The organism is Streptomyces sp. NPDC126503, assembly GCF_040302405.1.
GTDB lineage: Bacteria > Actinomycetota > Actinomycetes > Streptomycetales > Streptomycetaceae > Streptomyces > Streptomyces gulbargensis.
Map to the genome: position 1 here is coordinate 180,513 of NZ_JBEORS010000005.1, position 23,777 is coordinate 204,289.

The 23,777-nt window shown below is 71.3% G+C and carries 15 protein-coding genes; 2 read left to right on the forward strand and 13 right to left on the reverse strand.

Annotation, left to right across the window (positions count from 1 at the left end; genetic code table 11):
- From ABTY40_RS09360 to ABTY40_RS09405, 10 genes are all read right to left on the reverse strand, one after another.
- Entirely contained in the window at window positions 1–924 is a 924-nt protein-coding gene (locus ABTY40_RS09360; protein ID WP_352058963.1) for an LLM class F420-dependent oxidoreductase, read from the reverse strand.
- Window positions 925–1,134: 210 nt separating this feature from the next.
- On the reverse strand, window positions 1,135–1,668 hold the full coding sequence (locus ABTY40_RS09365) for a M23 family metallopeptidase (protein ID WP_345286132.1): 534 nt from the start codon (window positions 1,666–1,668) through the stop codon (window positions 1,135–1,137).
- Window positions 1,669–1,929: 261 nt separating this feature from the next.
- On the reverse strand, window positions 1,930–2,430 hold the full coding sequence (locus tag ABTY40_RS09370; RefSeq protein ID WP_352058964.1) for a DUF6099 family protein: 501 nt from the start codon (window positions 2,428–2,430) through the stop codon (window positions 1,930–1,932).
- 125 nt (window positions 2,431–2,555) lie between these two features.
- Complete coding sequence (locus ABTY40_RS09375) at window positions 2,556–2,936, reverse strand: nucleotide pyrophosphohydrolase (RefSeq protein WP_352058965.1); 381 nt, start codon at window positions 2,934–2,936, stop codon at window positions 2,556–2,558.
- Complete coding sequence (locus ABTY40_RS09380; protein ID WP_352058966.1) at window positions 2,933–4,081, reverse strand: AAA family ATPase; 1,149 nt, start codon at window positions 4,079–4,081, stop codon at window positions 2,933–2,935. Before ABTY40_RS09380 ends, ABTY40_RS09375 begins: the two co-directional genes overlap by 4 nt.
- A gap of 481 nt (window positions 4,082–4,562) precedes the next feature.
- The gene (locus ABTY40_RS09385) at window positions 4,563–4,991 is read right to left on the reverse strand and encodes a cell division protein SepF (RefSeq protein WP_309051996.1); all 429 of its coding nucleotides are present in this window, start codon (window positions 4,989–4,991) and stop codon (window positions 4,563–4,565) included.
- A gap of 127 nt (window positions 4,992–5,118) precedes the next feature.
- Window positions 5,119–5,301, reverse strand: coding sequence for a DUF6191 domain-containing protein (locus tag ABTY40_RS09390; RefSeq protein WP_345286124.1), 183 nt, complete (start codon window positions 5,299–5,301; stop codon window positions 5,119–5,121).
- A gap of 185 nt (window positions 5,302–5,486) precedes the next feature.
- Window positions 5,487–6,122: a T6SS immunity protein Tdi1 domain-containing protein gene (locus ABTY40_RS09395; protein ID WP_352058967.1), complete on the reverse strand. Its 636-nt coding sequence runs from the start codon at window positions 6,120–6,122 to the stop codon at window positions 5,487–5,489.
- 114 nt (window positions 6,123–6,236) lie between these two features.
- Window positions 6,237–6,503 (reverse strand): hypothetical protein, encoded by a 267-nt coding sequence (locus tag ABTY40_RS09400; RefSeq protein WP_352058968.1) that lies wholly within the window; start codon window positions 6,501–6,503, stop codon window positions 6,237–6,239.
- Complete coding sequence (locus tag ABTY40_RS09405; RefSeq protein WP_352058969.1) at window positions 6,503–13,441, reverse strand: RHS repeat-associated core domain-containing protein; 6,939 nt, start codon at window positions 13,439–13,441, stop codon at window positions 6,503–6,505. Before ABTY40_RS09405 ends, ABTY40_RS09400 begins: the two co-directional genes overlap by 1 nt.
- Window positions 13,442–13,653: 212 nt before the next feature.
- On the opposite strand from ABTY40_RS09405, the gene ABTY40_RS09410 reads away from it, so the two are divergent.
- Together ABTY40_RS09410 and ABTY40_RS09415 are read left to right on the forward strand one after the other, a co-directional pair.
- Window positions 13,654–16,764 (forward strand): VCBS repeat-containing protein, encoded by a 3,111-nt coding sequence (locus ABTY40_RS09410; RefSeq protein WP_352058970.1) that lies wholly within the window; start codon window positions 13,654–13,656, stop codon window positions 16,762–16,764.
- Window positions 16,765–16,889: 125 nt separating this feature from the next.
- Window positions 16,890–17,717, forward strand: a complete 828-nt coding sequence (locus tag ABTY40_RS09415) for a DsbA family protein (RefSeq protein WP_352058971.1) — start codon at window positions 16,890–16,892, stop codon at window positions 17,715–17,717.
- A gap of 15 nt (window positions 17,718–17,732) precedes the next feature.
- Here ABTY40_RS09415 and ABTY40_RS09420 read toward each other — a convergent pair whose 3' ends face one another.
- The 3 genes from ABTY40_RS09420 to ABTY40_RS09430 form a co-directional block, all read right to left on the reverse strand.
- A complete protein-coding gene (locus ABTY40_RS09420) occupies window positions 17,733–18,110 on the reverse strand; it encodes a DUF1304 domain-containing protein (protein WP_352058972.1) in 378 nt (125 codons plus the stop codon).
- A gap of 260 nt (window positions 18,111–18,370) precedes the next feature.
- Complete coding sequence (locus ABTY40_RS09425; RefSeq protein WP_352058973.1) at window positions 18,371–20,995, reverse strand: RICIN domain-containing protein; 2,625 nt, start codon at window positions 20,993–20,995, stop codon at window positions 18,371–18,373.
- A gap of 39 nt (window positions 20,996–21,034) precedes the next feature.
- On the reverse strand, window positions 21,035–23,398 hold the full coding sequence (locus tag ABTY40_RS09430) for a non-reducing end alpha-L-arabinofuranosidase family hydrolase (RefSeq protein ID WP_352058974.1): 2,364 nt from the start codon (window positions 23,396–23,398) through the stop codon (window positions 21,035–21,037).
- Window positions 23,399–23,777: the final 379 nt, after the last annotated feature.

A 23,777-nucleotide genomic window follows, 5' to 3' on the forward strand; every position in this document is an offset into this window, starting at 1 on the left:
TCACCCCAGCTGGGGCCGGACCCGCGCGGAGATCAGCTCCAGGTGGTCCAGGTCGTGCAGGTCCAGGACCTGGAGGTAGACCCGCGAGGAGCCGACGGCCGCGTACCGGCCGAGCTTGTCGACGACCTCGGCGGGCGAACCGGCCAGTCCGTTCGCCTTCAGTTCGTCCACGTCCCGCCCGATCGCGGCGGCCCGGCGGGCCACCTCGGCGTCGTCCTTGCCGACGCAGACGACCAGCGCGTTGGAGTACACGAGGTCGCCGGCCGCCCGGCCGGCCGCCTCGGCGGCGGCCCGGACCCGACCGAACTGCCGCTCGCTGTCCTCGACGGAGGCGAACGGGATGTTGAACTCGTCCGCGTACCGCGCGGCCAGCCGGGGCGTGCGGCTCGCGCCGTGTCCACCGATCAGCACCGGGATCTTCGCCTGGGCCGGCTTGGGCAGCGCCGGCGAGTCGACGAGCCGGTAGTACCGTCCCTCGAACGAGAAGGTCTTGCCCACCTCCGTCTCCCACAGGCCCGTGACGATCGCCAGCTGCTCCTCCAGCCGCCCGAACCGCTCCTTGGGGAAGGGGATGCCGTAGGCCGTGTGCTCCTCCTCGAACCAGCCCGCCCCCAGGCCGAGTTCGACACGCCCCCCGGACATCTGGTCCACCTGGGCGACCTGGATGGCGAGGACACCCGGGAGGCGGAAGGTGCCGGCCGTCATCAGCGTGCCGAGACGGATCCGCTTCGTCTCCCGTGCCAGTCCGGCCAGCGTGATCCAGGCGTCGGTCGGTCCGGGCAGCCCGTCCGCCGAGCCCATGCTGACGTAGTGGTCCGAGCGGAAGAAGCCGTCGAAGTCGAGCTCCTCGGTGGCACGGGCCACCGTGAGGAGGGTGTCGTAGTCGGCCCCCTGCTGGGGTTCGGTGAAAATGCGGAGATCCATGCCTCCATCCTGCACCGCCGGGCGCCCGTCAACCGCTCCGTCGGCGCCGGGCACGCCCCGGCCCGGTCGGGTGAACGTCCCCGGCGGGCGGGCCGCGTCCGGCCCGGCCACCGACCGGGGCGGGACACCCGTCGCCGGCTCGGGCGGAGCCGGACAGCCCGGCCCCGACCGTGCCCGGGCCGTGGGGCGGGGCCGGTCCGCGGGCGGGGGTCAGGCGCGCGTGTTGACGCTCACGGGTCGCGAGCCGGTCGGTGGCGTCCAGCCCTGCAGGGTGGCGGGGATGCCGACCCTCGTGTTGCAGTCGATGACCTGGAAGTGGAGATGCGCGCCGCTGGCGGCGCCCGTCGCACCCGACCATCCGATGACCCGGCCCTGCGGTACCCAGTCGCCGGTGTTGTAGAGGGCCCGGTTGAGATGGGCGTAGTGGGTGCAGCGTCCGTTGGAGTGCCGGATGATCACCTCGATGCCGTTCTGCCAGTAGGGCGACCAGTCCGATATCACGATCGTGCCGCCCTGGGCGGCCGAGACCTCGTAGTTCGCCGGGAGCCCGAAGTCCCAGGCGTACTCGTTGTAGGGGCCGGTGTGCGAGTACGTGCCCTCCGGGCCCTGCGTGACCGTGTAGGCCTCGCCCGCCGGGTAGGGCAGCTCGTAGTAGTAGTCGGCGGCCGCGGCCGGCGGGGCCGCCGCCAGGCCGAGGCCCACCGTGGTCAGCACCGCGCTCACGGCGGCCGCCAGTCTCGTCACGGGCCTTCTCGCGCCAGGGGTCACTGTGCCTCTCCCGTTCCTGCGTCCGTCCACGGATCGCCGGGCCACCCGCTCGCCCCAGCGATACAACGCTTCCCATGAACGCGCCCAGGTAACACCGGAGTTGGCCGAGGATCGCACGCGCCCGTCCGCTTCGCCCCGTCACGGTCGCGATCCGGTCCGGCGCGCCGGCTTCCGCGCGGCACCCCGCCGGCCGCCCGTGGCACCGGGGGGCCGGCCCGCGCGCCCCACGCTCCTCGCTCATCCCGCGCCTTCCGGCACTCCCGGCCGGGCGGGGCCCGCTCGGCCCCAAGCGCGGTCGGGCGGGCGGGCCCGCGCCCACTCGCGTACGTCCAGCCGGCGCAGCATCCCGCGCACCCGGTCACCGGCCTCGTCGGCGGCGTCGATGGCCTCGATGCACTGCCAGTACAGCCCCTCCTCGTCCGTCGCGCAGGCCACTCCGACGAGGGCCATGCCCACCTCCTCCAACAGCTCCCCGAGCGCCGCCAGCGCGGGCTGCGGGTCGATCACCTCGGTGAGCTGCGCGGCTCTCGGTCCCGCCGCCCCCCACGCCGGGTACTCCCCGGTCTCGCTCAGCCCCCGAGCCTCTCCGCGCAGCTCCATCGGGCCGCAGAGCGCGAGGTGACTCCCTATCGCCTGGGCGAGGGCCTGCGCCTGCCATGCCTCCGCCACGATGTCCTGTGCCGTGCCACTTGCCGCCAGTGCCTGCCGGCCCGCGGCGATCAGTCGCTCCGCGTCCACCCACACCGCCCCCGTTCGTACGACTTACTGCCCACTCACTCACTACCCAGAGTGAGGCCGTCCGAGCCGCCGCACCAGAGGAATGCGGAAATCTGTGGACAGTAAGCCCGATGGGGAAAAGTGGATCACTCCGAAGAGTGACGATCGTCCGGTGCGCCCCCTTCCCCGGCCTCTCCGGCACCTCGCCGCGCGGGAAACCGGAGCTCGTTCCGCTCGATCTTGGCGGCGAGAGCGGCCAGCGGATCGATCCCGAGCACCTCGCAGAACTGCAGGAGGTAGGCGAGGACATCGGCCACCTCGTCGGCGACGCGGTGCGCCGTCGCCGGATCCTCCATCACCCGTTCCGCCTGGTCAGGGGTCAACCACTGGAAGATCTCCAGCAGTTCGGCCGCCTCCACGCTGAGCGCGGCGGCCAGGTTCTTGGGCGTGTGGTAGGGCTGCCATTCCCGGGCCGCCGCGAATTCGGCCAGCCTGCGCTGCAGCCCCGCCACGTCGTAGTCCGTCACGGCGTCAGGTCTACCACCGTCACCCCTGCGACCCCCCGGGCGTCCTCCGCCGTGACGGCCCCGGCGGCCGCCGCGACCCGGATGTGCCCGTCCCCGGCGATGGCGGCGGCGAGCCCGACCAGTTCGCGCGCCTGCCGCCCGTCGAGCCCCCGGTCCAGGTCGTCCGCGAGGAGCGTCAGGCTCTGCATGGCCTCGGGCACCTCGGCGATCCGGTCCATCGCGAGGACGCCGGGCCCCGTGAGCAGGGTGAGCGCCAGGGCGAGGTAGCGCAGTTCACCGTCGCCGAGGCGGCCGAGAGGGGTCACGGGGCGCCCGCCGCCCCGTTCGAGGACCGCGCGGACCATGCCGTCGGGCAGCTCCTCCACCCCCAGCCCGGCGACGGGTCCCGCGCAGCCCGCCCCCGCGACGGCGGCGAGACGCCGGTGCCGCCGGGGGCACTCGGTGTGGGTGCGGTGGAGCACCTCGGCCAGGTTGCCGCAGTGCCTGAGCAGCCGTCCCTCACCCGGCGGCACCGGGGTGCGCATGCCCTCGGGGCGCGGCTCGCAGGGGAACACCGACCGCAGCCCCAGGACGACCTGTTCGGCGGCGGCCAGCACCTCGCGCTGGCCCTCCGTCTTGCCGGCGACCCTCAGCGGCAGCAGGGCCGTACCGAGCAGGTCGTCGGGGAGCGGGGCGCGGGTGACGGGTGCGGCGCCGGCGGTCAGCCACTCGGCCTGGACGGCGCTGCGGCCGGGGTCGCGCAGGGCGGTGGCCAGCAGCGTACGGCCGTGGCGGGTGAGGCGCTCGCCGACGATCCGGAGCCGGGGTTCGGCCTGGACGGCGAGGTCGAGGCGGACGGGACCGGCCGGTCCGTCGACGGTGCACCCGATGCGGAATCCGCGCCTGCCCTCGGCGTCGGGCCGCGCCCGCTCCGGCACCAGGTCGGCCGCGTCCGGGAACACCTCCTCGAGGGGATCGCCCGCGCCGAGCCGGGCGAGCGCCTCGTAGGCGCGCAGGGTGGTGGTCTTGCCGCTGCCGCTGGGGCCGGTGAAGAGGGTGACCGGGCCGAGCGTGTGCGCGGTGGCGCGGCGTCCGGCGAAGGCGGAGAGCCGCAGCTCGGTCAGCGCCGGCCGGGCGAACGCGGCTCCCCCGCCGGGACCGGCCACGGCGGCGCGGGAACCGGACCCGACCGGTCCGCGCGCCCCGGGGATCAGGGGCGCGGCGCCGGGCGCCCCGCCCGGCGCGGGTGCTCCCGAGGTGCCGGCCCGGGTCCGCCGCGGGTCCGGAGCAGGGGCCCGCGGGGTCCGGGGCGCTGGAGTCCGGGGCTCTGGAGTCCGGGGCTCCGGGGTACGGGGCTCCCGAGCACGGGCCTGCGGGCTCCAGGATTCCGGATCCCCGGATTCCGGGACCCGCGGGTCGGGAGTCCCGGCCCGGGGAGTGCCAGGGTCGGTCCCCCGGGCAGCCGGGGGCCGGGCCTCCCGGGTCCCGGGGTCCACGGTCTCGGAGTGCGGGTTCGCGGGCCCCGGAGGGTGGGCTTCCGGAGTGCGGTCGACGGGCGTACGGGCGGGCGTGGGGCCGCCGATGAGGTCCATGCCCGGACCGTACGCAGTCGCGAACCTGACGAACCGTTACATCGTGCGGACCTTCCTACGATCGGGGGACACCGGCCGTCGCCGCGCTGCCGACGGCCTCGTCGTCCTCGGCCGCGCCCTCGACCTCGGTTCCGGGAGGCGCGAGGAGGAAGACGTTCCGGTCGACCCGGTGCATGCCGCTGCCGAGGCCGAAGACGACACCGCTGGTGAAGTCGAGGATGCGCTTGGCGACATCGGTGTCCGCGCTCGTCAGGTCGAGGAGGACCGGGACCTGGGCGATGAGGTACTCGGCGACCTCGCGGGCGTCGGCGAACACCTGCACCCGCAGCACGACCATACGGCGCTGCGCGGCGGACTCGTACTGCTCGGGAATCGTGCGGTGATCGACCCTGGACGGCCATTCGTCACGGCCGCGCAGGGGCACGACCTGGGCCAGGCCCTCCCACTGCTCGTCGGTGACGTCGTACCTCTCGTACCTACTCATGGGGCCATCCTCCCGCTCCTCACCCGTTCGGCCCAACAACGACACGAAATCGTGCCGTGGCACACCTGCCTCGTACCCCCGGACGCCCCTGCCAGGCCGGGCGCGGCGGCACGGGGCGGGCGCGTCCTCAGGCAGGGTCCTGCCGCGCGGCGGGGAGGCGGATGACGACCACACCGCCGTCGAGGTCGATCGGCCCCCGGTCCGGATCGGCGTCGCCGACCTCGTCGAGGGTGAGCTCCAGGCGCCGGCGCTCCTCCTCGGTGTGCCGCCGGCCCGGAGCGAACAGCTCGTTCAACGCGCTACCGAACATGAGCACTCCTGTCGCACGCGGGCATGGCCCCTCATCTTACGAACGTTCGTGCGGCCCGGGAGGGGTCCGGGGCGTGCCGTGCCCCACAGACGACCGCGGCCGCCGCCCGTGCGCACGCGCGCGTACGGGCCCGCCCCCGGGAAGGGGGACGGGCCCGTACGTTTCGGCAGTCCGTGACCGCGCGGTCAGGAACCGGACTCCGGCGGCGTCACGGCGATGCCGCCGACCGGCGTGCCCTCCGGCAGTTCGCGGACCTGGAGCGTGATCTGGGTGCACAGTTCGAAGTACACCTGGCGATCGGTGAGCTCCATGTTCGCCACGTCGTCCTCGCCTCCGAGGGCGAGCGGCACCTTGTAGCCGACCACCTGGTCGAAGGCGAGCGGCACCGTGCCCGGGTGGGCGTCCCGCCAGTCCTCGAAACAGGGGTAGGCGAGCGCGTCCTCGTCCTCGTCGGCCACGGCCTCGAAGAACTCGTCCAGTCCCAGACCGGTCTTGTAGTACTCGCCCTCCGCCGGGTCGATCATGATGACGTAGCGGGGGCGCGCTTCGGGGTCGCGGATGTCGAAAAGGAGCTCACGTCCCGACCAGTCGAAGGCGAAGGGGAAATAGCGCCCCTCCACCCCTTCGATCAGCCGGGCACACGCCTCGTACGACGTGAAGGCCGACGCGGGCGTGTGGAACCGCAGGAAACCGTCGGCCAAGGTCCTCCCCGCCGCCCGCTCGAAGAGTGCGGCAAGCGTCGGGGGCAGGTTGTGCTCGCCCTCACAGGGCTCGGCCGTACCGGTCTGCGGGAAGACGCGCAGGAGTGTCTCGAGCGTCATTCACGTTCTCCTCGGCATCGCCCAGGGCGACGGGGCAGCGGGGTGCAGGCAAGGGGAAAGGCCCGGCTCCGGACGGAGCCGGGCCTTTCCTCACCGGTCACACACGAGCGGCCGTCATTCCTCTTCCTCGTCGAGGAGACCCAGAACGTCGGGGAGATCCGCCATCGCCTGCCGGCGCTCGGGGTCCTCCTCCAGCTCGGACAGCTCGACGAGCAGGCCCGCGAAGGTCCTGCGGTCCTGGTCGCTCAGGTCGTCGAGCAACGCGCTTGCCGGCTCCAGAATGTCCGTGGCCACATCGGGGTCGATGGCATCGTCATCGGAGAGGTCGATCGAGATGACGAGACTGGCGAATGCCCTGGCCAGAACCTTGTCCAGTTCCATCACTTGGGAACCACCCTTACCTTGATGTTCGTGATCAGCAGCGTCCCGAGCATTCTCCGCGCCCGTCGGGCCTCGGCCGCGGTGGGAACCTCCCACCGGCCTGTATAGCCGTTCTGCTCCAGTGCCAGAGACTGGTTCAGGGCCTGGCGCCAGGTCTTGTTGTAGAACTTGATGCTGAGCTTGCGGTCGACGAGCACACCGTTCTGAGCATCGAAGCCGTCGAACTTGACCTGGGACAGGCTCTTGCCGTTCTCCTTGTAGTACTGGAGTGCGGGCGCGTAGCCGGTCCTGGAGCCTACAGCACCGTCGTCGTACTTCCGGGCCGCAGGGCTCATGCTGGCGTTTTCCTTGACCCAGTGCACCTCGCCGTCGCAGTTGTGCGTGAGGACCGGCTTGATGCCCGCGAGCACGTAGAACGTGTGGATGTCGTCCACGGTCAGGTTGCGGACCGTGGCGTGACCGGTGCGCTTGCGCACCGACTCCACCTGGATCCACTCCCCGGCGGGCGACTGCAGCCACTGCCCGGCGCGGAGCTCGCCCGCGTCGACCCAGTCCCGCAGCGCGGGCACCCACAGCGGGTGGTTGTCCGTGGCGGTGAGCTTGGCGACCGTGCCGCCCTTGTCACCACCGTGGAACCTGAAACTGATGTCGACCAGCTTCTTGCGGCCCTTGCCGTCGATGGTCGCCGAGACCGTCTTGCTCCGCGTCTCGCCGGTCACCGGGTCCGTGGCGAGGACCTTGTCGCCGACCTTCACCTTGCCGAGGGGCTTCTTGGAACCGTCGGCCATCAGGACGAGCGTGCCGGGGACGAAGCTGTTCCCGCTCGCCGAGCGGCACGCTGCTCCCTGCACCTCTTCCTTGACCTGCTCCTGCAGCTCCTTGCGGGCCTGCTTGACCACCTTCTTGACGGCCGACGGCTTCGGCCTCGGCTTGGGCGCGCTGCGCGGCTTGGGCCTCGGCTTCGGCCGCGACGCCGCCTTGCGCGCGGCCGCGCGCCGAGCAGCGGCACGCCTGGCCGCCGCACGAGCGGCCTTGGCCCGGGCCTGCGCCGCGGCGCGCTTGGCGGCGGCACGCTTGGCCGCCGCACGAGCGGCAGCACGCTTGGCCGCCGCACGCCTCGCCGCCGCCGCCTTGCGGGCCGCCTCGCGACGGGCCTTGGCGGCAGCACGCTTGGCCGCCTCGATGGCGCGCTTGCGGGCCAGGGCCGCGGCACGACGCGCCGCCGCCTGGGCCGCCTTGCGGGCTGCGATGATCGCCGCGCGACGGGCCGCCGCGCGGATGGCCGCCTGGATGGCGATGCGGGCCGCGATGCCGATCAGGATCGGGAAGAACTGCCCGTCCGGGTCGGAGAACGTGACCGGGGAGTTGTTGCTGTAGGCGTAGGGGTTCATCGTCGCGGGCTGCGTGTAGTCGACCAGGGGGTCGACCGAGATGAACCTGCCGGTGGTGGGGTCGTACTCACGGGCTCCGAGCGTGGTCAGCCCCGTGTCCTTGTCCACCGTGCCGCCGACGAATCCGCGCTGTCCGGGCCAGGCGGCCGGCGCGCCACCGCGCTCCTCACCGAAGGGCATCAGCTTGCGCCGGGTGACGGCCATGTCGGTGGCGACCATGTCGACCGCGGTGTGGGAGGAACCGTTCTGGTCGGACAGCAGTACCTGCCGCCCGCCACCGGTCGCCCGAACCGTGATCACGCCGTCGGGGTGGCCGTAGAACCGTTCGGCGGTCTTCTTGGTCAGATCGGCGCTCACGGTCAGTTCGGCATCGCCCAGGTAGAGCGTCTTGCTGCCGTCCGGACCCACGCGGATGAGCCGCTCACCAGCGGCGTCGTACACGTAGGAGGTGGTCTTGGTGCCGCCCCCCTCGACCGGCTCGGTGACCTTGCGCAGCTCTCCTTCGGCGTCCCACTCCAGGGTCTGGGTGGTGCCGCCGTTCTGCCGCTGCGTGGTGTTTCCGGCCTGGTCGTAGGCGAACGTGTTCAGCCGCTCGCCCTCGGGGCCGACCGACCTGACCTCCGCCAGCGCGTTCGGGCCGCCGACACCCGTCTTGCCATAGGTGTACGTCCGGGTGACGTCCTGGGTCGGGTCACCGGCCGTGTTGTGCTCGACGAGCTTCGTACGGTTGCCCGCGGCGTCGAACTCGAACGACTGCCAGTAGGCGTCCGGGCCACCGACCGTGTCCTTGGACGGCCCCGCCGTGCAGTCATCGGTCTTCGCCGTCCAGGCCGAGGTCATCTGACGCAGCTGATTGTGGACGAAGCACTGCGTGTCCGTCGCACCGCTGCCCGGCGCCGCTCCGCCCGGGACGTCGGTGATCTTCGTGATGTTTCCGGCGGCGTCGTAGGCGTAGCGGGTGTCACTGATGCGCCCCGGTGCGATCGACCGGTCGAAGGTGGAATTGATCAGCCTCCGGGTGAACTCGTCGTAGATGTACGAGCCGTAGACCTTCTTGCCGGCCGGACCGGCCTCGGTACGCAGCACCTCGCCGAAGGCGGAGTACTGGGCGTCCCCGAGATAGGTGGAGGCGCCGCTGATGGAGATCGGCAGACCGTCCGAGTTGTAGCGGAAGACCACGCGCTCGGTGGTGAGGCCGCCGACACCGGGCACCTCCGCGTACGCCATGTTGCCGGTCGGCGTGTACGAGTAGGTGTAGGTGTAGGTGCCCGCGAGGCCGGACTCCTCGGCCGGGATGACCGTCTGCGTCGACTTGATCCGGTAGGCCGGGTCGTACGCGGTCACCTCCTCGCGGTAGGCCTTCGCCCCGTCGTAACGGATGGACGCGGTCGGCTGGCCCTTGAAGAGCGAGTCGTACGTGAACTCGACCCGCTTCGGCCCGGTGGGGCTTCCGTCCCTGACCGTGGTGACACGGCCGCCCGCGTCGTAGGTCGTCACCAGCGTGTTGCCACGCGGGTCGGTGGTCGACACGACGTCGTCCGAGTTGTTGTACGTATAGGTGGTCTTACCACCGTCCGGGTCGGTCGACGAGATCTGCCGTCCGCGCTTGTCGTACTCGAACGACGTGACCGCACCACCCGGAGCGATGATCTTGGTGACGTTGTCCTGGTCGTCGTACTCGTACCGGGTCGAACGCCAGGCGCTGCGGTCGTCCTTGGTGTACTCACGCATTTCGACGACGCGGCCCTCGGCGTCCTCGAACGTCGCCGTCACCGTGTCGCCCTTCGGCGGGATCGTCGTCGAGACGTCCCCGTCCACCTCGGTGGTGGTGCGGAGCTTCTCCACGCCGCGGTGGTAGGTCACCTCGGCGACGGGCTCACCCATGCCGTTGAAGGTGGTCCGGTTCTGCGACGGCACCTCGTTGTCACCGACCTGCAGGAGCTTCGGCTCCGGCTCCAGGTCGTTGTAGTAGCCGTCGTTCTCCTTCCACTTGCGGCCCGCGGTGTCGTAGAAGGTGTCGTTGACGATGCGGCCGGGGCCCACGGCCTCGTCCTGCGTCTGGCGCTCGCGCAGCAGGCCGTCGAGAATCTCGTAGGAGACCGCGTACTGGCCGTCGTCCTTGAGCGTCCTGCTGGTGACGACCGTCGGGCCGTCGCGGCGCACGGTGTAGTCGTACTCCGCGGTCGGCGTCTGGGTCAGCGGGTCGCGGTCGATCTCCCAGAGCTTCAGCAGCCGGCCCAACGGGTCGTACTGCATCGTGGTCTTCTTGCCGTTGGCGTCCGTCTCGACCAGCGGCAGGCCGCGTACGTCGTCGAAGTCGGTCGTCTCCGTGTGGCCCAGCGGGTCCGTGGTGACCTGCTTCGTCGGGCTCGCGACCGTCGCGGGGGTGTAGACGACGGAGGTCTTGTGGTTCTCCGCGTCCCACGTCGCTGTCTCACGGCCGTGGATGTCGTACTCGGTCCGGTCGATGGTGACGTAGCCGGTGCCCTCGGCGTTCAGCTCCTGGACCTCGGTCGCGAGACCGCGCGTCGGCGCGGCGCCGAAGGCCAGACCGTCGTAGAGCGTCCGGGTGTCCTCCACGACCTCGCCGCCGGTGGTGCCGCAGGCGCCGAGCGTGGTCAGCTCGCGGGACTCCGACTCCAGCAGGTGCGCCGCGGTGTTGCGGGCGTACGTCGTCGTGGTGCACATGCGCTTGCCGCCGGGCGTCACCTCGTCCACCTGGTAGGGCAGGCCGTAGCCGTCGTACGCGGTGGTCTCGGTCGACGTGCGCCAGGTCTCGCCCTTGACCCGCTCGCGGGTCTGGACGCTCGCCGGGCGGGTCATCCACGCCTCGAGCGGCGTGGTGCCGGCACGGGCGCGACTGGCGGTCTTCACCGCCCAGGGCGTGGTGAGCGTGGTGGAGTCGACGAGTCCGCCGTCGGACTCGTAGGTGATCTGCTCGCGCAGCTGGCCCTGGTACTGCGGCAGGTCGTCGACGCTGCCGCCCTGGGAGTCCTCGACGACCGAGACGCGGGTGCCGGTGGGCAGCTTGTCGCCGTGCATGCCGCGGAAGTAGCGGTGCTCGGAGAGCTGCTTGACGTCGGTGCCGCTGCCGAGGCGGGTGCGGACCCGCTCGTAGCCGCGGTACTGCGACCAGGTGCGGTACTTGGTCTCGGTGAACTCGCTCTCGTCGTAGGCCCACGCGACGTCGCCGATGAACTCGTACGAGGTGACCTTGGGCGGGCTGTCGGTGACCAGGTCCTCCTCACGCACCTCGGTGACGACGTACTTGTGGAACCAGTCCTTGACCGGGGCCAGCGCGCCCTTGGGCATCCAGTACTGCGGGAAGCAGCGCATGGTGTTGGTCTCGGGCGAGGCCGGCATGCGGCGCGGCTCCAGGGCCTGGCAGTCGCGCGGCGAGTAGGTCACGCCGATGCGGCCGCCGGTCTCGGTGTCGATCGCGTTGATGCGCAGGCGCGAGAAGGGCGGCAGGCCCTCGACGCCGTCGACGCGGTTGTCCAGCTGGACCCACGAGAAGCTGACCTTGGGCATCGACGCGGTCCCGCCGGCGCCGTAGCCGGTACGGGTGATGGAGTTCAGCCACAGCGCCGGGGACGTGCCGTCACCGGTGTCGGGGTAGGAGCTTTCCAGCGTCCACGCGTCGACGTTCTTCAGCGCGGTGCCGGAGAGCACCTGGGTGCTGATCTTCGTCAGGCGCTTGGTGGACCAGAACGTCGGGGAGTACTTGTCGGTGCACGGGGTGCCGGAGGCGCACTGCTGGTCGAGCGGGGTGTCCGGCCAGTACTTGGCGTTGGCCGTGGTCCGCTTGGACTCCGCGCAGTCGAACGTGGCGTCCGGGACGCAGCGCTCGGAGACGGTGAAGGTGACCCGGCCGGCGGGCTGCGCCGTGAACAGGGTGTCCGACCGCTGGCCGTAGTCGACGCGGGCCAGGTCGGCGGAGCGCACGTAAGCGGCCTGCTGGTCGGCCTTCATGTTCTGGCCGTAGTAGTTCGTCCGCTTGTTCCACCACAGGGTCATGGCGTCGCCGAGCGGGTCGACGACGTAGTCCAGGTTCCAGCGGTAGGCCTGGGTGCAGTCGGAGTCCATGAACGCCGTGGCGTGGCAGGGCTCACCGGGGTGGTTGCCGAACACCGGGACGGTCAGGGCCGAGTTGGTGGTCTGCGTGGTGGCGCCGGGCAGCTTGTTGAGACCGAAGTGGTACTTGACGCCGTCGGTGCCGGTGACGACCCAGTACTCGCCGGTCTTGGTGTCGTTGGCGGCACCGGTCTTCTGCTCGACCTTGACGCCGTCGTCGTCGGCCGGACGCCACTTGCCGGTGGTGTCGTCCTTGACGAGCTCGGTGGTGTTGCCGCCGAGCGACATCACGACGTGGTCCGAACCCCAGCACAGGTCACCGCTGTCGGTGGTGTTGTTGGGGGCGACGCCGTCGACCTTGGCCTTGTCGTCGGAGCAGGAGCGGTACTTGCGCTCGATGAACCCGGGCTCGTAGTCCCAGCCCTCGGCGATCCACGACGACTGGGCGTTCGTGGAGGCGGTGCGGCCGTCGACGGACTGCGAGGAGTACGAGAGCGCGATCTCCGGCTGCGGTCCGCCCGGGACCTCGGGGGCCTCGATCGGGTACGTCCAGGAGAAGCCGCCGGAGGAGCTGCCGCCCATCCAGGAACCGGACGGTGACAGGGAGGTGGCCTCGTGGCTGCCACCGGGGCCGGAGGCGGCGGCGGTGGCGGCGAGCACCATGGGGGCCATGGCCGCGCTGCGCGTGCTCACGCCCTGCTCGGGCGCCTTGCCCAGGTCGACGGTGGCCTCGACGGTGTGGTCGGCCGGGTCGTTGGTGCCGCGCAGCTCGGTGCGGGTGCGGCACTCGGCCTTCTCCGGCGTCGTCAGCGCACAGGCCGGGAGCTGGACGAGGCGGAGCCGGGAGCCCCAGTCACCGCCGTAGGTGTCCTTGATGGCCGAGTAGTCCAGCTCGACCTGCACGGCGCCGGACGCGGCGTCGGCGGTGCCGTTCTCGGCGGGTGCCGGAGCGGCGGTGAACAGCACGCCCTCGACACCGGCGCGGCGGGCGGCGGCGGCGTCCTTGACCTGGACCCGGGCGGCGGAACCGGCCTCGGCCTTGGGCGCGTCGGCCCGTGCGCCCTTCGACTTCGGTGCCGTCCGCGCCTGGCGGAGACGTACCGGAAGCCGGCCGAAGGTCTCCTGGGCGGTGCCGAGCGCGGAGCCCTGCGCGGAGCGGAGGGCCGGCTTCACGGCCTTGCCGGGGGTCCTGCCGCCGGCGTCGGCCACCTGGACCAGGAAGTCCCCGGTCGGGACCTTGCCCACGAGAGGCCGCCAGTCCTTGGCGGAGTTCCCCTCCGAGCGGCGCTCCGGGGTGAACACCCGGCCCGCGACCGAGCGGTCACGGTTGAGGTCGGCGAGATCCGGGCCACGGCCCGCGGCGGCGGCCGGATCGTCCGGTATGAGTGTGATCATCATCGCCATGAAGGCGACAAAAGTAGTAGATCTGTGCCAGTGCCCCAAATAGCGCAACTGGCGTAGGAATTGGTGCATACGAATCCCCACCCTCGGTAGTAGAACAGTTGATCGCCCGCGACATTAGATGGGCGGGGCGCACCCGATCAAGGCGAGACCGTCCCCGGCTAAACCCCCTGATCAGACATGGTTGGGTAAAAGCTGTGTCAAGGGCACCCTGTACTGTTCGGCCGAAGTCCGATCGAGAACAGCTCGACGGCCGACAGAAAGGATCAGGGGGGCTTCAACTGATGTCAGACATAACCATCGGAAGACGGGGGGCGAGACGTGCCACGGGCACCGCGCTCGCGGCCCTGCTCGTCGGAGGCACGCTGGGCCTCACCCCGCTCGGCCTCACCCCGGCCGCGGCCGAGGAGACCCCGCCCACCGCACCCGCCGGCTCCGAGGCGTACGCCCTCCAGCAGGCCGAGCGGACCGGCGAGCCGGTCGAGGTGCTGACGGAGCGCACCGAGACCAGCGAGACCTACGCCCTCCCCAACGGCAACCTGCGCCACGTCGAGCACACGGTTCCGCAGCGCGTGAAGCGCGAGGGCGCGTGGACCCCGGTCGACACCACGCTCGCCAAGTCGAAGGGACGCGTCGCGCCGAAGGCCGCCGCGGGCAACGTCACCTTCTCGGCGGGCGGCAGCGCCCCGCTCGTCGTCCTGGCCGACCAGGGCCGCACGCTCTCGCTGCACTGGCCGAAGCCGCTGCCCGAGCCGGTGCTCGACGGGGCCACGGCCACCTACCCCGAGGTCCTGCCGGGTGTCGACCTCGCCGTCGCCGCCGGTGTCGACGGCTTCAGCCAGGCGCTGATCGTCAAGACGCCCGAGGCGGCGGACAACCCCGAGCTCGAGACGATCGACTTCGACCTCAAGGTCAACGGGCTGACGCTGAAGAAGGACACCGGCAGCGGCAGCCTCCGCGCCGTCAACCCGGCCGGCCAGACCGTGTTCGCGACGTCGACCCCCCGGATGTGGGACTCGTCCGGCTCCGACCCCGTGCCGGCGCCTCTCACGAAGTCCGCCTACGCGGCCCTCGCCGACGTCGACGTGGACATGGCCGACGTCAATCCCGTCCCGACGGACCTGACCCCCGGCACGAAGAGCGCCGACGTGGGCGTCACGGTCTCGACCGGCCGGCTCACCCTGACGCCCGACCAGAAGCTGCTGGACGCCCCGGAGACCACGTACCCGGTCTACATCGACCCCCGTATGACGGGCACGCGCCAGGCCTGGACGATCGCGTACAAGCCGACCCCGACGAGCAGCTACTGGAACGGGACCGGCTGGAACGGCGGCACCACCAGCGAGGCCCGCGTCGGCTACGAGAGCTCGTCCGGCGGCACCGCCCGGTCGTTCTTCCGCGTCGACTCCAAGTTCCTGGCGGGCGTGAAGGTGATCGACGCCCAGTTCCAGATCACCGAGACGCACTCCTGGTCCTGCACGCCCAAGCCCGTCGAGCTGTACCTGACCGGCGGCATCAGCTCCTCCACCACCTGGAGCAACCAGCCGGCGTGGTCCACCCGGCAGGACAGCCGCAACTACGCGCACGGCAACGACACCTACGGCTGCCCCGACAAGGCGGTCGACTTCACGGCCGTGGACGCGGCGGTCAAGGCCGCCGCGGGCAAGTGGACCAACATCACCTTCGGCCTGCGCGCGCCGCAGACCGCCGAGGACGCCAAGGACACGTACAGCTGGAAGAAGTTCAAGCCGGACGCCAAGCTGATCGTCGACTTCAACCGTCCCCCGAAGGCCCCGTGGGCGCTGGACACGATCCCCAGCACCAAGGTCAACACGACCGAGTGCGGCAACGGCACCTCGTACGTGACCCTCGGCAACACCGACGTGACGCTGACCGCCCAGGTCTGGGACCCGGACGGCGGTGACGTCAACGTCCAGTTCCACCTCTGGGCGACCGGCAAGCACGACGTGGCGCCCGGCGTGTTCTTCGACAAGAAGATCAGGGTCACCGTCTCGTCGACCAACTCCGCCGGCGCACCGGCGCGGGTGGTCGTCCCGAAGACGCTGCTGGACCAGTACAAGGGCGCGAGCAACGGCCAGTTCTCCTGGAAGGCCCAGGTCGAGGACGTCGCCGACGCCTCCTTCGCCTCCGACTGGACGCCCACCCAGGGCGCTCCCGGCTGCCGCTTCGGATTCGACCCGACCGCCCCGTCGGTGATGCCGACGGTCCAGTCCGTGGACGCGGTCTACCCGGAGAACACCGAGGGCGCGCTCGCCCGCACCCAGGGCAGCTTCGTCTTCGGCGCGAACGGCGTCGGCGACATCACCGAGTACCGGTGGGCCCTGGACCGCACCCCGCCGAACAACTCGGTGAAGCCGACCGCCCCCGGCGGCTCGGTCACCGTGCCCGTCACCCCGCTCACCCCCGGACCGCACACCCTGTACGTCCAGGCCTTCGACGCGGGCAAGAACGCGAGCCCCATCTATCCGTACCGGTTCTACGCCAAGAGCCCCGGCGTGATGGACAAGCCGGGTGACGTCAACGGTGACGGTCTGCCGGACATGTTCGCCGTGGACGGCACGGACAACCTGAAGCTGTACGGCGGCACGGGCAACGGCGCCGTCGCCACCACGATCCCGCTCTCCTCGGGCGGCGGCTGGGCGGGTGCGCTGCTGACCCACCGCGGCGACTGGAACGAGGACTTCTACGAGGACCTCGTCGCGCGCAAGGCCGACGGCAAGCTCTGGCTCTACCCGAACAGCGGACAGGGCGAGTTCACCGAGGACACCAAGCAGGAGGTGTGGTTCTTCCCCGAGGAGCAGAGCGGGGCCGAGTTCGCTCCCTCGACGATCAAGCAGATCGTCTCGGTCGGCGACATCACTCCGAACGCCGAGAGCTACAACCCCGACTTCGTGGCCGTCGTCGGCGACCAGCTCTGGTTCTTCCCCGGCTACTCGGGCGGCACCCTGGAGTACGGCTACCCGATCGGCAACAGCGGCTGGGGCAAGATGACGCTCGCCTCCCCCGGTGACGTCGACGGCGACGGCTTCGTCGACATCATCGCCCGCGACACCACCAACGGCGAGCTGTGGCTCTACCACGGCAAGAGCCGCGGTGACGCGGACGGCGACGGCGTCCCCGACGGCGGCACCGACCCGTCGTCGCTCGGCGCCGGCAGCAGCCGCACCGCCTACGGCACCGGCTGGACCACCACGGCCCGGCCGCTGATCACCGCGACCGGTGACTCCAACGCGGACGGCATCCCGGACATGTGGAGCACCACCTCCACCACCACGGCCGGCCTCGAGTTCATCCCCGGCCGCCGGACCGGCACGGTCGGAGCGCCGACCGTGGTCGGCACGAACGGCTGGCAGACGATCAAGGCGATCTCCTGACACCCGGCCCGGACCTCTGACAGGACCGGGCCCGTCGGCAGGACCGGCCCTCACCGATCACCTCGGTAGGGGCCGGTCCCGTCTCCGTCTCCCCTTCCCACCCCCTTGCCCCACGGAGAGCATCCATGAGTCCCCACCCCAGCGAGGCCCCCAAGGCGGCCGCCCGTGAGCGGCTGCGCGCCGAGCGCGCACGCGAGGCCAGGCGGAGAACGGTCCTGCGCCAGGCCGTCGTCACGGCGTCGGCCGTCGCCGTCCTCGCGGCCGTGGGCGGCGCGAGCTACCTCGTCATGGAGGCCACCGAACCGAGCGGATGGGAAGCGGCGAAGGAGGCCCCGGTCGTCAAGCCCCGGCACACCAGCGGCGAGAACGGCACCACGGTCGTCATCGGCAGGCCCACCGCGACGAAGACCCTCGAGGTGTACGAGGACCCGCGCTGCCCCATCTGCGCGAGCTTCGAGCAGGCGGCCGGCGAGACCCTCAAGAAGGACGTCGACGCCGGCACGTACAAGGTCAGATTCGTCGGCGGGACCTTCATCGACACCACCGCCAGGGGCGAGGGCTCGAAGAACGCCCTCTCCGCCCTCGGCGCCGCGCTCGACGTGAGCCCCGAGGCGTTCCTGGACTACAAGAGCGCCCTGTACTCCGCGAACTTCCACCCCGAGGAGAACGACGACAAGTTCGCCAGGGACGACTACCTCATCGAGGTGGCGGGAGCCGTCCCCGCCCTGAGGAACAACGCCGCCTTCGCGCAGGCCGTCCGGCAGGGCACCTTCGACGCCTGGGCGCTGAAGATGTCGGCCGCCTTCGACGCCAGCGGCGTGACGGGTACGCCGACCTTGATGATGGACGGCGAGAAGATCGTCGCGGAGGGCACGAAGAACGCCCCGATGACGGCCGAGCAGTTCACCACCGCCATCGCCAAGGCACTCAAGAAGCAGAGCACCGCACCGTGACGGCGACGGACCCGTTCACACCAGTTCGGCGACCAGAATGACGACACCGGGGACGGCCTGGCTCAGCGCGCCGCGCCAGAGCCTGGGCTCGGACACGAACAGCATGAGGCCGCCCCCGGTCATGAACGCGGCGACGTAGAGGATCAGCGACCGGGCGACGGTCTCGTGCCCCAGATGCAGCGCCACGAAGCCGGCGATCATGCCTCCCGCCAGAAAGAGGTTGTAGAACCCCACGTTGAACCGCCACAGACGGACCTCCGGGGCGTCCGCCGTACTCCCGGTGAGAAACTCCCGGACCCACGGCCGCCGGCTGTAGAGGAAACTCTCCAACGGCCACACGAAGACGTGAACGGCGGCGGCGATCAGCGCGAACACCTGACTGACGATGTGCATGCCCGCATGGTCGTACGGACCGGGCGGCCGAGGAGGCCGTGACGCGGGGCGTTCACCCGCCTGACGGAGCGGCGGGGGCGGCCTGGTCCGGGCGGCCGTGTCGGGTGCGCGGGGGCGGCGTACCGGCGGGGGGCCGTTCTCGCCCCGTCCGGCGGAAGGCCCGCCCTCCGACCGGGTGCGCACCGGTCGGAGGGCGGGCCTTCCCTTGCGGACAGCACGCCGACTCGGACGTCAGACCCCTGTCCGTTCCGCCGGCGGCGTCAGGACGGGTCGCCGTACTGGAGGCCGCGGCCGTTGGTCCCGATGTACACGCGGCCGTAGGTGTCGGGGTCACCGGTGACGACGCCGGTGCCGCCGATGCCGCCCCACTGGTGGGCGTCGTCGTTGACGCGGAGCCAGGTGGCGCCCTTGTCGGTGGAACGGAAGACTCCGGTGACGTCCTTGACGGTGCCGATCAGGTAGAGGGCCTGGTAGGAGGCGCCCGGTGCGGCCTTGCCGAAGCCGAGCGCGGAGGCCGACTTCACCGTGGTGAGCGGGGTGAAGGTGCGGCCGCCGTCGGTGGAGTGCAGCAGCCCCTTGTCGCCGCCGGCGATCCACAGGTCTCCGGCGACGCCGGGGACGGCCGTGAGCCGGCCGGCGGGCAGACCGGTGGCGCGGGCGGTGAAGGTGGCGCCGCCGTCCGTGGAGGCGTGCAGCGTGCCGCCGGACAGGGAGTAGAACGTCCTGGCCGAGGAGCGGTCGGCGACGACCACGGCGTCGGGGCCCAGACCACCGACCCGCGACCAGCTCGCGCCCTTGTCGGTCGAGCGGTACGGGGCCTGCCCGGCCTGGGTCCAGACGATGGTGGAGCCGTCCGCCGCGAGCGCGACGCGGCCGTCCTGGGCACCGGGCACCGGCTCCGACGCGAAGCCCTTCCAGCTGATGCCGCCGTCGGTGGAGTAGGCACCGTCCTGCGCGCCGCCCCGGCCGACGCGGACCATCACCCCGGGGTCGGACTGGGCGAAGTCGATGTCGGTGCTGTTGGTCATCATCGGGTGGTCCAGCCGCCCGGCGGGCACCTTGGTCAGGTCGTCGTGGCGGAATCCGCCCTGGTCGCCCATGGCGGTGACGACGTGGGCGCCGCCGGGCGGGGCGATCGCGTCCATCAGCGCGGTCTCCTCCAGGCCCCGCGCCCCGGCGGCCCAGTGGCTGGTGCCGCCGCTGTCGGTGGCGTGGGCGTCCTTGCTGCGCCAGATGCCGTTGCCCGTACCGTACAGCACGTGCCCGGAGTCGAAGGGGTCGATGGCCAGGGCCGTCATCCAGTGCCCGGTGTGGGTGCCGACGTAGGGAGCGGCGGAGGCGTCGCGCACCGACCTGTCCGCCAGTGCCTTCCAGGTCGTGCCGCCGTCGGTGGTGCGGTAGATCTCGTCCTCGGGCCACCAGCGGTCGAGGGTGGTGACCATCACCGTGGACGGCTTGCGCGGGTCGACGGCGAGTCCGGAGAACCCGTAGCCGCCCTGGGAGGGGGAGACGTTCTTCCAGGCCCCACCGCTCGGCGTGTACTTCCACACCGAGCCGCCCGTCACACCGTTGGGGCCGAGGGCGTTGGTGTACGTCAGGTAGAGCGAGCCGTCTCCGGAGAGGACGCCGTGCTGCGGGAACTGGCCGGTGGGCTGTCCGGGGACGGCCTGCCAGGTGGTGCCGCCGTCCGTGGAGCGGTAGAGGGAGGTGGACCTGTCGGCGACGCCGGCGTACACCGTGCGGCTGCCGGCCGGGCCGTACGTCACGAAGGAGATGCCCGCGCCGCTGCTCGCCCCGTCCTTGACGGGGAACGAGGAGACCTGCCGCCAGGTCGCCCCGTGGTCGGTGCTGCGCCACAGGCCGTTCTTGCGGGTGCCGAGGAGCAGGGTGCGGTGGTCCGACGGGTCGATCGCGAGCCGTTCGCCCGCCCCGCGGCCGTCCTCGTTGCCGCCCAGCTTGAACGGCAGGTCGGTGCGCCGGAAGGTGCGGCCCCGGTCGGTGGAGCGCAGGATCGCGCCGTTGCCGGCCCACTCGTTGGTGTAGGTGCCGGCCGCGAGGTAGAGCCGGTCGGGGTCGACGGGGTCGGTGGCCAGCGCGTCGATGCCCAGCAGGTTCCAGTCCTTCTCGCCGATCCAGTCGGTCAGCGGGATCCACTGCTCGGCCGCGCCGTCCCAGCGGTAGGCGCCGCCCATGTCGGTGCGCACGTACAGCAGGCCCTTCTCCCGCGGGTTGAACACCAGACCGGTGACGTAACCACCGCCCACCACCTGGGCGTTGTTCCACACGTACGGTCCGGTCCCGGAGGCCGGGGACTCGGCCGTCCTCACCAGCCTCCACTGCTGGTTGGTGCCGCCGTGGGCGCGGTACTGGACGACCGCCGCGCCGTCGGCCGTGGAGGCCCCGGAGACGTCCAGGACCTGGCCGGTCCGGCGGGAGGTGAACGTGACGGCGTCGGTACCGCTCACGGCGTCGATCCGCCACTCCTGGGAGGCGGAGGCGCTGTCGGTCTGCTGCTCGACGGGAGCCGACTGTGCGGTCGAATCGCCCGTTATGCCGAGCACTTTGCCGCTGTTGCGGTTCACCAGCTCGTAGTAGCCGTCGCCGGTGGGCCTCAGCCTCCACTGCTGGTTGGCGGTGTTCTGATCGGTCCACTGCTGGATGCGGGTGCCGTCGGCTGTGGAGAAGGCGTTGACGTCCAGCACCTTGCCGCTGCGAACGGAGACCAGTCGGTAGGAGGCACTGCTGTCGACCGTCGCGGCCCGCGAGTCGTCCTGCACGAACAGGAGGTACGGCACGACGGTGGCGGGCACACCGAGCAGCAGGGCGGTGGCGGTCCGGCGACGGCGGTGACGTCCGCGGCGCCCGCCGGGGGTGGGGTTGTTCATGGGGGGTGTTTCTCCTTGTGGAACCGTGGATCGAGCGGGTCAGCGCCGCAGGGTGAGGACACCCGGCCGGTACGGCAGCCGGTCGTAGGGACCGTCCGCGCCGGGTGACTTGCCCTGGTACAGGAACCGCAGGTCGCAGGGGTCGATGGTCATGGTCTGATCGGGATCGCTGCGGACCAGGTCACCGTGGCTGATGTCGTCGGTCCAGGTGGCACCGCTGTTGGCCTTGCCGGCGAAGGGGTTGCTCTCGCTGCCTGCCTGCGGGGTCCACGGACCGCTCAGGCCGGAGGCCGTGAACGAGCGGAAGTAGCGCCGCTCGTTCGCACCGCGAGCCTCGACGATCATCAGGTACTGGTTCTGGCCCTTGACCTTGTAGACCTGCGGCGCCTCGAAGAGGTTCTTCGCCGTGTCGCTCATGACCGTCGTGTAGGACGAGCCGAAGCTGCCCGGGAAGTTCCCGATCGGCATGCTCGCCCGGTAGATCTTGCCGTTGTCACCGGCGAAGAACAGGTACATGTTCTTCTCGTCGCCGATCAGCGCCTGGTCGATGGGGCCGGTCCCGGATTCCGTGCGGGGGATGCTGCCGGTGAACAGCGGCCGCGGCGCCGACCAGCCGTTGGGGTCGGTGGGGTCGCTCGACGTGCGGTAGCTGAAGGGGGACGCACCCCACTGGTAGGCGAGGACCCAGATCTTCTTGGGCGCGAAGTAGAACAGCGTGGGCGCCACCGCGTTCCCGCTCATCCGCGTCTGCCCGGCCGACGCCATGTCCGACCAGTTCGTGAAGGGGCTGAACGCCATCGAGCCGTACGAGGTCCCCGACGCGCTCGACGCGTAGACCAGGTGCTTCCCGCCGTACGTCACGTGGGTGAAGTCCTTCACCGCGGCCCACCCGTTCGCCGGCTGTGCGAGCGGACCCGTCGAGCTCCACTTGTACGTGGACGGAAGGGCGCACGTGCCGCCGCCCGCCGTGGAGGGGGCGGTCCACTTCTGGTTGCCGACGGGCGCGCAGGTGTGCAGCTGGATCCTGGTGCCGTTCGCGGTGCCGGCGCCGACGGCGTCGAGGCACAGCCCGGACTGGACGCCGGTGATCGTGCCGTCGGTGTTGACGGTCCACTGCTGGTTGGCGCCGCCGTTGCAGTGCCAGACGACCACCGGGGTGCCGTTGGTGGTGCCCTTGCCCTTGGCGTCCAGGCACATGTCGCCGTGCACCTTCAGCTGCTTCGCGGCGGTGTGGGTCCAGCGCTGGCCAGCCTGCCCGCCGCAGTCCCACAGCTGGGCCCGGGTGCCCTCGGCGGAGGCGGAGCCGGGGATGTCGAGGCAGCGGCCGGATGCCACGCCCCTGATCTCGCCGGTTCGGCCGGCCGGCTCGGCCGGGGTGCTGCCGGAGCCGGAACGGAGGGCGTTCACGACGGCGGTGTACGCGGGCTTGGGCTTGCCGCCGCCGTCGAACAGCAGGGGTTTCTCGTCGCTGCGCCAGGAGTCGCTGTCGCGGACGCCCCACACCGTGATGCCGGTGCACCGGGCCACCGACAGGCAGGCGTCGACCGCCTTCGCGTAGTGGACGGGTGCGGCCTGAGCGATGTCCAGCTCGGTGATCTGCACGTCGACGCCGAGGGCGGCGAACTGGGCGAGGGTGGTCCTGAAGCTCGCCGGCGGGCCGCCCGCGCCGAAGTGGCTCTGGAACCCGACGCAGTCGATGGGCACGCCGCGGGACCTGAAGTCCTTCACCATGCGGTGGACACCCTGGGTCTTGGCGTCCGACCAGTTCTCGATGTTGTAGTCGTTGTAGCAGAGCCGGGCCGAGGGGTCGGCGGCACGGGCGGTGCGGAACGCCTGCTCGATGAAGCCGTCCCCGAGCACCTTCTGGAAGACCGAGTCACGGAGCCCGCCGCTGCCGCCGTCGGCGAACGCCTCGTTGACCACGTCCCACGCGTAGACCTTGCCCTTGTAATGGCTCATCTGCGTGGTGATGTGATGGTTCATCACATCACGCAGCGTCTTCGCGTCACGGATGGAGCCCACCCAGGAGGGGAGCTGCGAGTGCCAGACCGTGGTGTGGCCGCGTACACGCTGGCCGCGTGCCAGGGCACGGTCGACGATCCGGTCGGCGGGACCGAAGGTGAAACGGCCGCGGGACGGCTCGATGGCGTCCCACTTCATCTCGTTCTCCGGGGTGATCATGGTGAACTCCCGGTCGGCGAGCGCCGTGTACGCCGGGTCGCCGAGCCTGCCGGCGGCCACGGCCGTACCGAAGTACCGCCCCGAGGGGGCCGCCTGGGTCCCCAGGCCCGCGGCGCCCGCCGAGCTGGGGAGCAACGTCACGACACCGGCCACCACGGCCGCGGCCGACAGCCCTGCCACCACGGTGCGGCGACGCCGGCGGAGCCGGTGCAGGCCCTTCATGATTCTCCTCGGGGGTCCTGCGCACCGGTCGCCCGGAGTTCGTGGATGTACTGCGTCATGGGAGGAACTTTCTTCAGGGGACACGTCGGTCGGGGACGTCGGCCCGCCGTGCCGGTCCGTCGGGACGGACGGCGGGAGGACACCCCTGAAGTGGAGGCTTCCGAGCGCGCGGGCTCGTAACAGAAAAAGTCGCGCCGCCCGGAGAATTCCCGGTGAGGTGTCTCGCGGGCGGAAAACGGGATGCCGGGCGCCGTGGTTCGGCCGCGCCCGCGGGGAGGGCACGACCGGGCTCATGCGCGGGGAAGCCGGTCCCGGTGTGGTCCGGGAGCCGTGCCGCAGCGCAGGAGCATCACCGGGGGGCACCGCTCATCCGGCCGGA

Excerpts from the sequence above, each read along its gene's own strand:
- ABTY40_RS09405 (WP_352058969.1), bottom strand. The coding sequence starts at position 13,441 with ATGCACCAATTCCTACGCCAGTTGCGCTATTTGGGGCACTGGCACAGA.
- ABTY40_RS09395 (WP_352058967.1), bottom strand. The coding sequence starts at position 6,122 with ATGACGCTCGAGACACTCCTGCGCGTCTTCCCGCAGACCGGTACGGCC.
- ABTY40_RS09390 (WP_345286124.1), bottom strand. The coding sequence starts at position 5,301 with ATGTTCGGTAGCGCGTTGAACGAGCTGTTCGCTCCGGGCCGGCGGCAC.
- ABTY40_RS09385 (WP_309051996.1), bottom strand. The coding sequence starts at position 4,991 with ATGAGTAGGTACGAGAGGTACGACGTCACCGACGAGCAGTGGGAGGGC.
- ABTY40_RS09420 (WP_352058972.1), bottom strand. The coding sequence starts at position 18,110 with ATGCACATCGTCAGTCAGGTGTTCGCGCTGATCGCCGCCGCCGTTCAC.
- ABTY40_RS09425 (WP_352058973.1), bottom strand. The coding sequence starts at position 20,995 with ATGAACAACCCCACCCCCGGCGGGCGCCGCGGACGTCACCGCCGTCGC.
- ABTY40_RS09400 (WP_352058968.1), bottom strand. The coding sequence starts at position 6,503 with ATGGAACTGGACAAGGTTCTGGCCAGGGCATTCGCCAGTCTCGTCATC.
- ABTY40_RS09430 (WP_352058974.1), bottom strand. The coding sequence starts at position 23,398 with ATGAAGGGCCTGCACCGGCTCCGCCGGCGTCGCCGCACCGTGGTGGCA.
- ABTY40_RS09415 (WP_352058971.1), top strand. The coding sequence starts at position 16,890 with ATGAGTCCCCACCCCAGCGAGGCCCCCAAGGCGGCCGCCCGTGAGCGG.
- ABTY40_RS09410 (WP_352058970.1), top strand. The coding sequence starts at position 13,654 with ATGTCAGACATAACCATCGGAAGACGGGGGGCGAGACGTGCCACGGGC.
- ABTY40_RS09360 (WP_352058963.1), bottom strand. The coding sequence starts at position 924 with ATGGATCTCCGCATTTTCACCGAACCCCAGCAGGGGGCCGACTACGAC.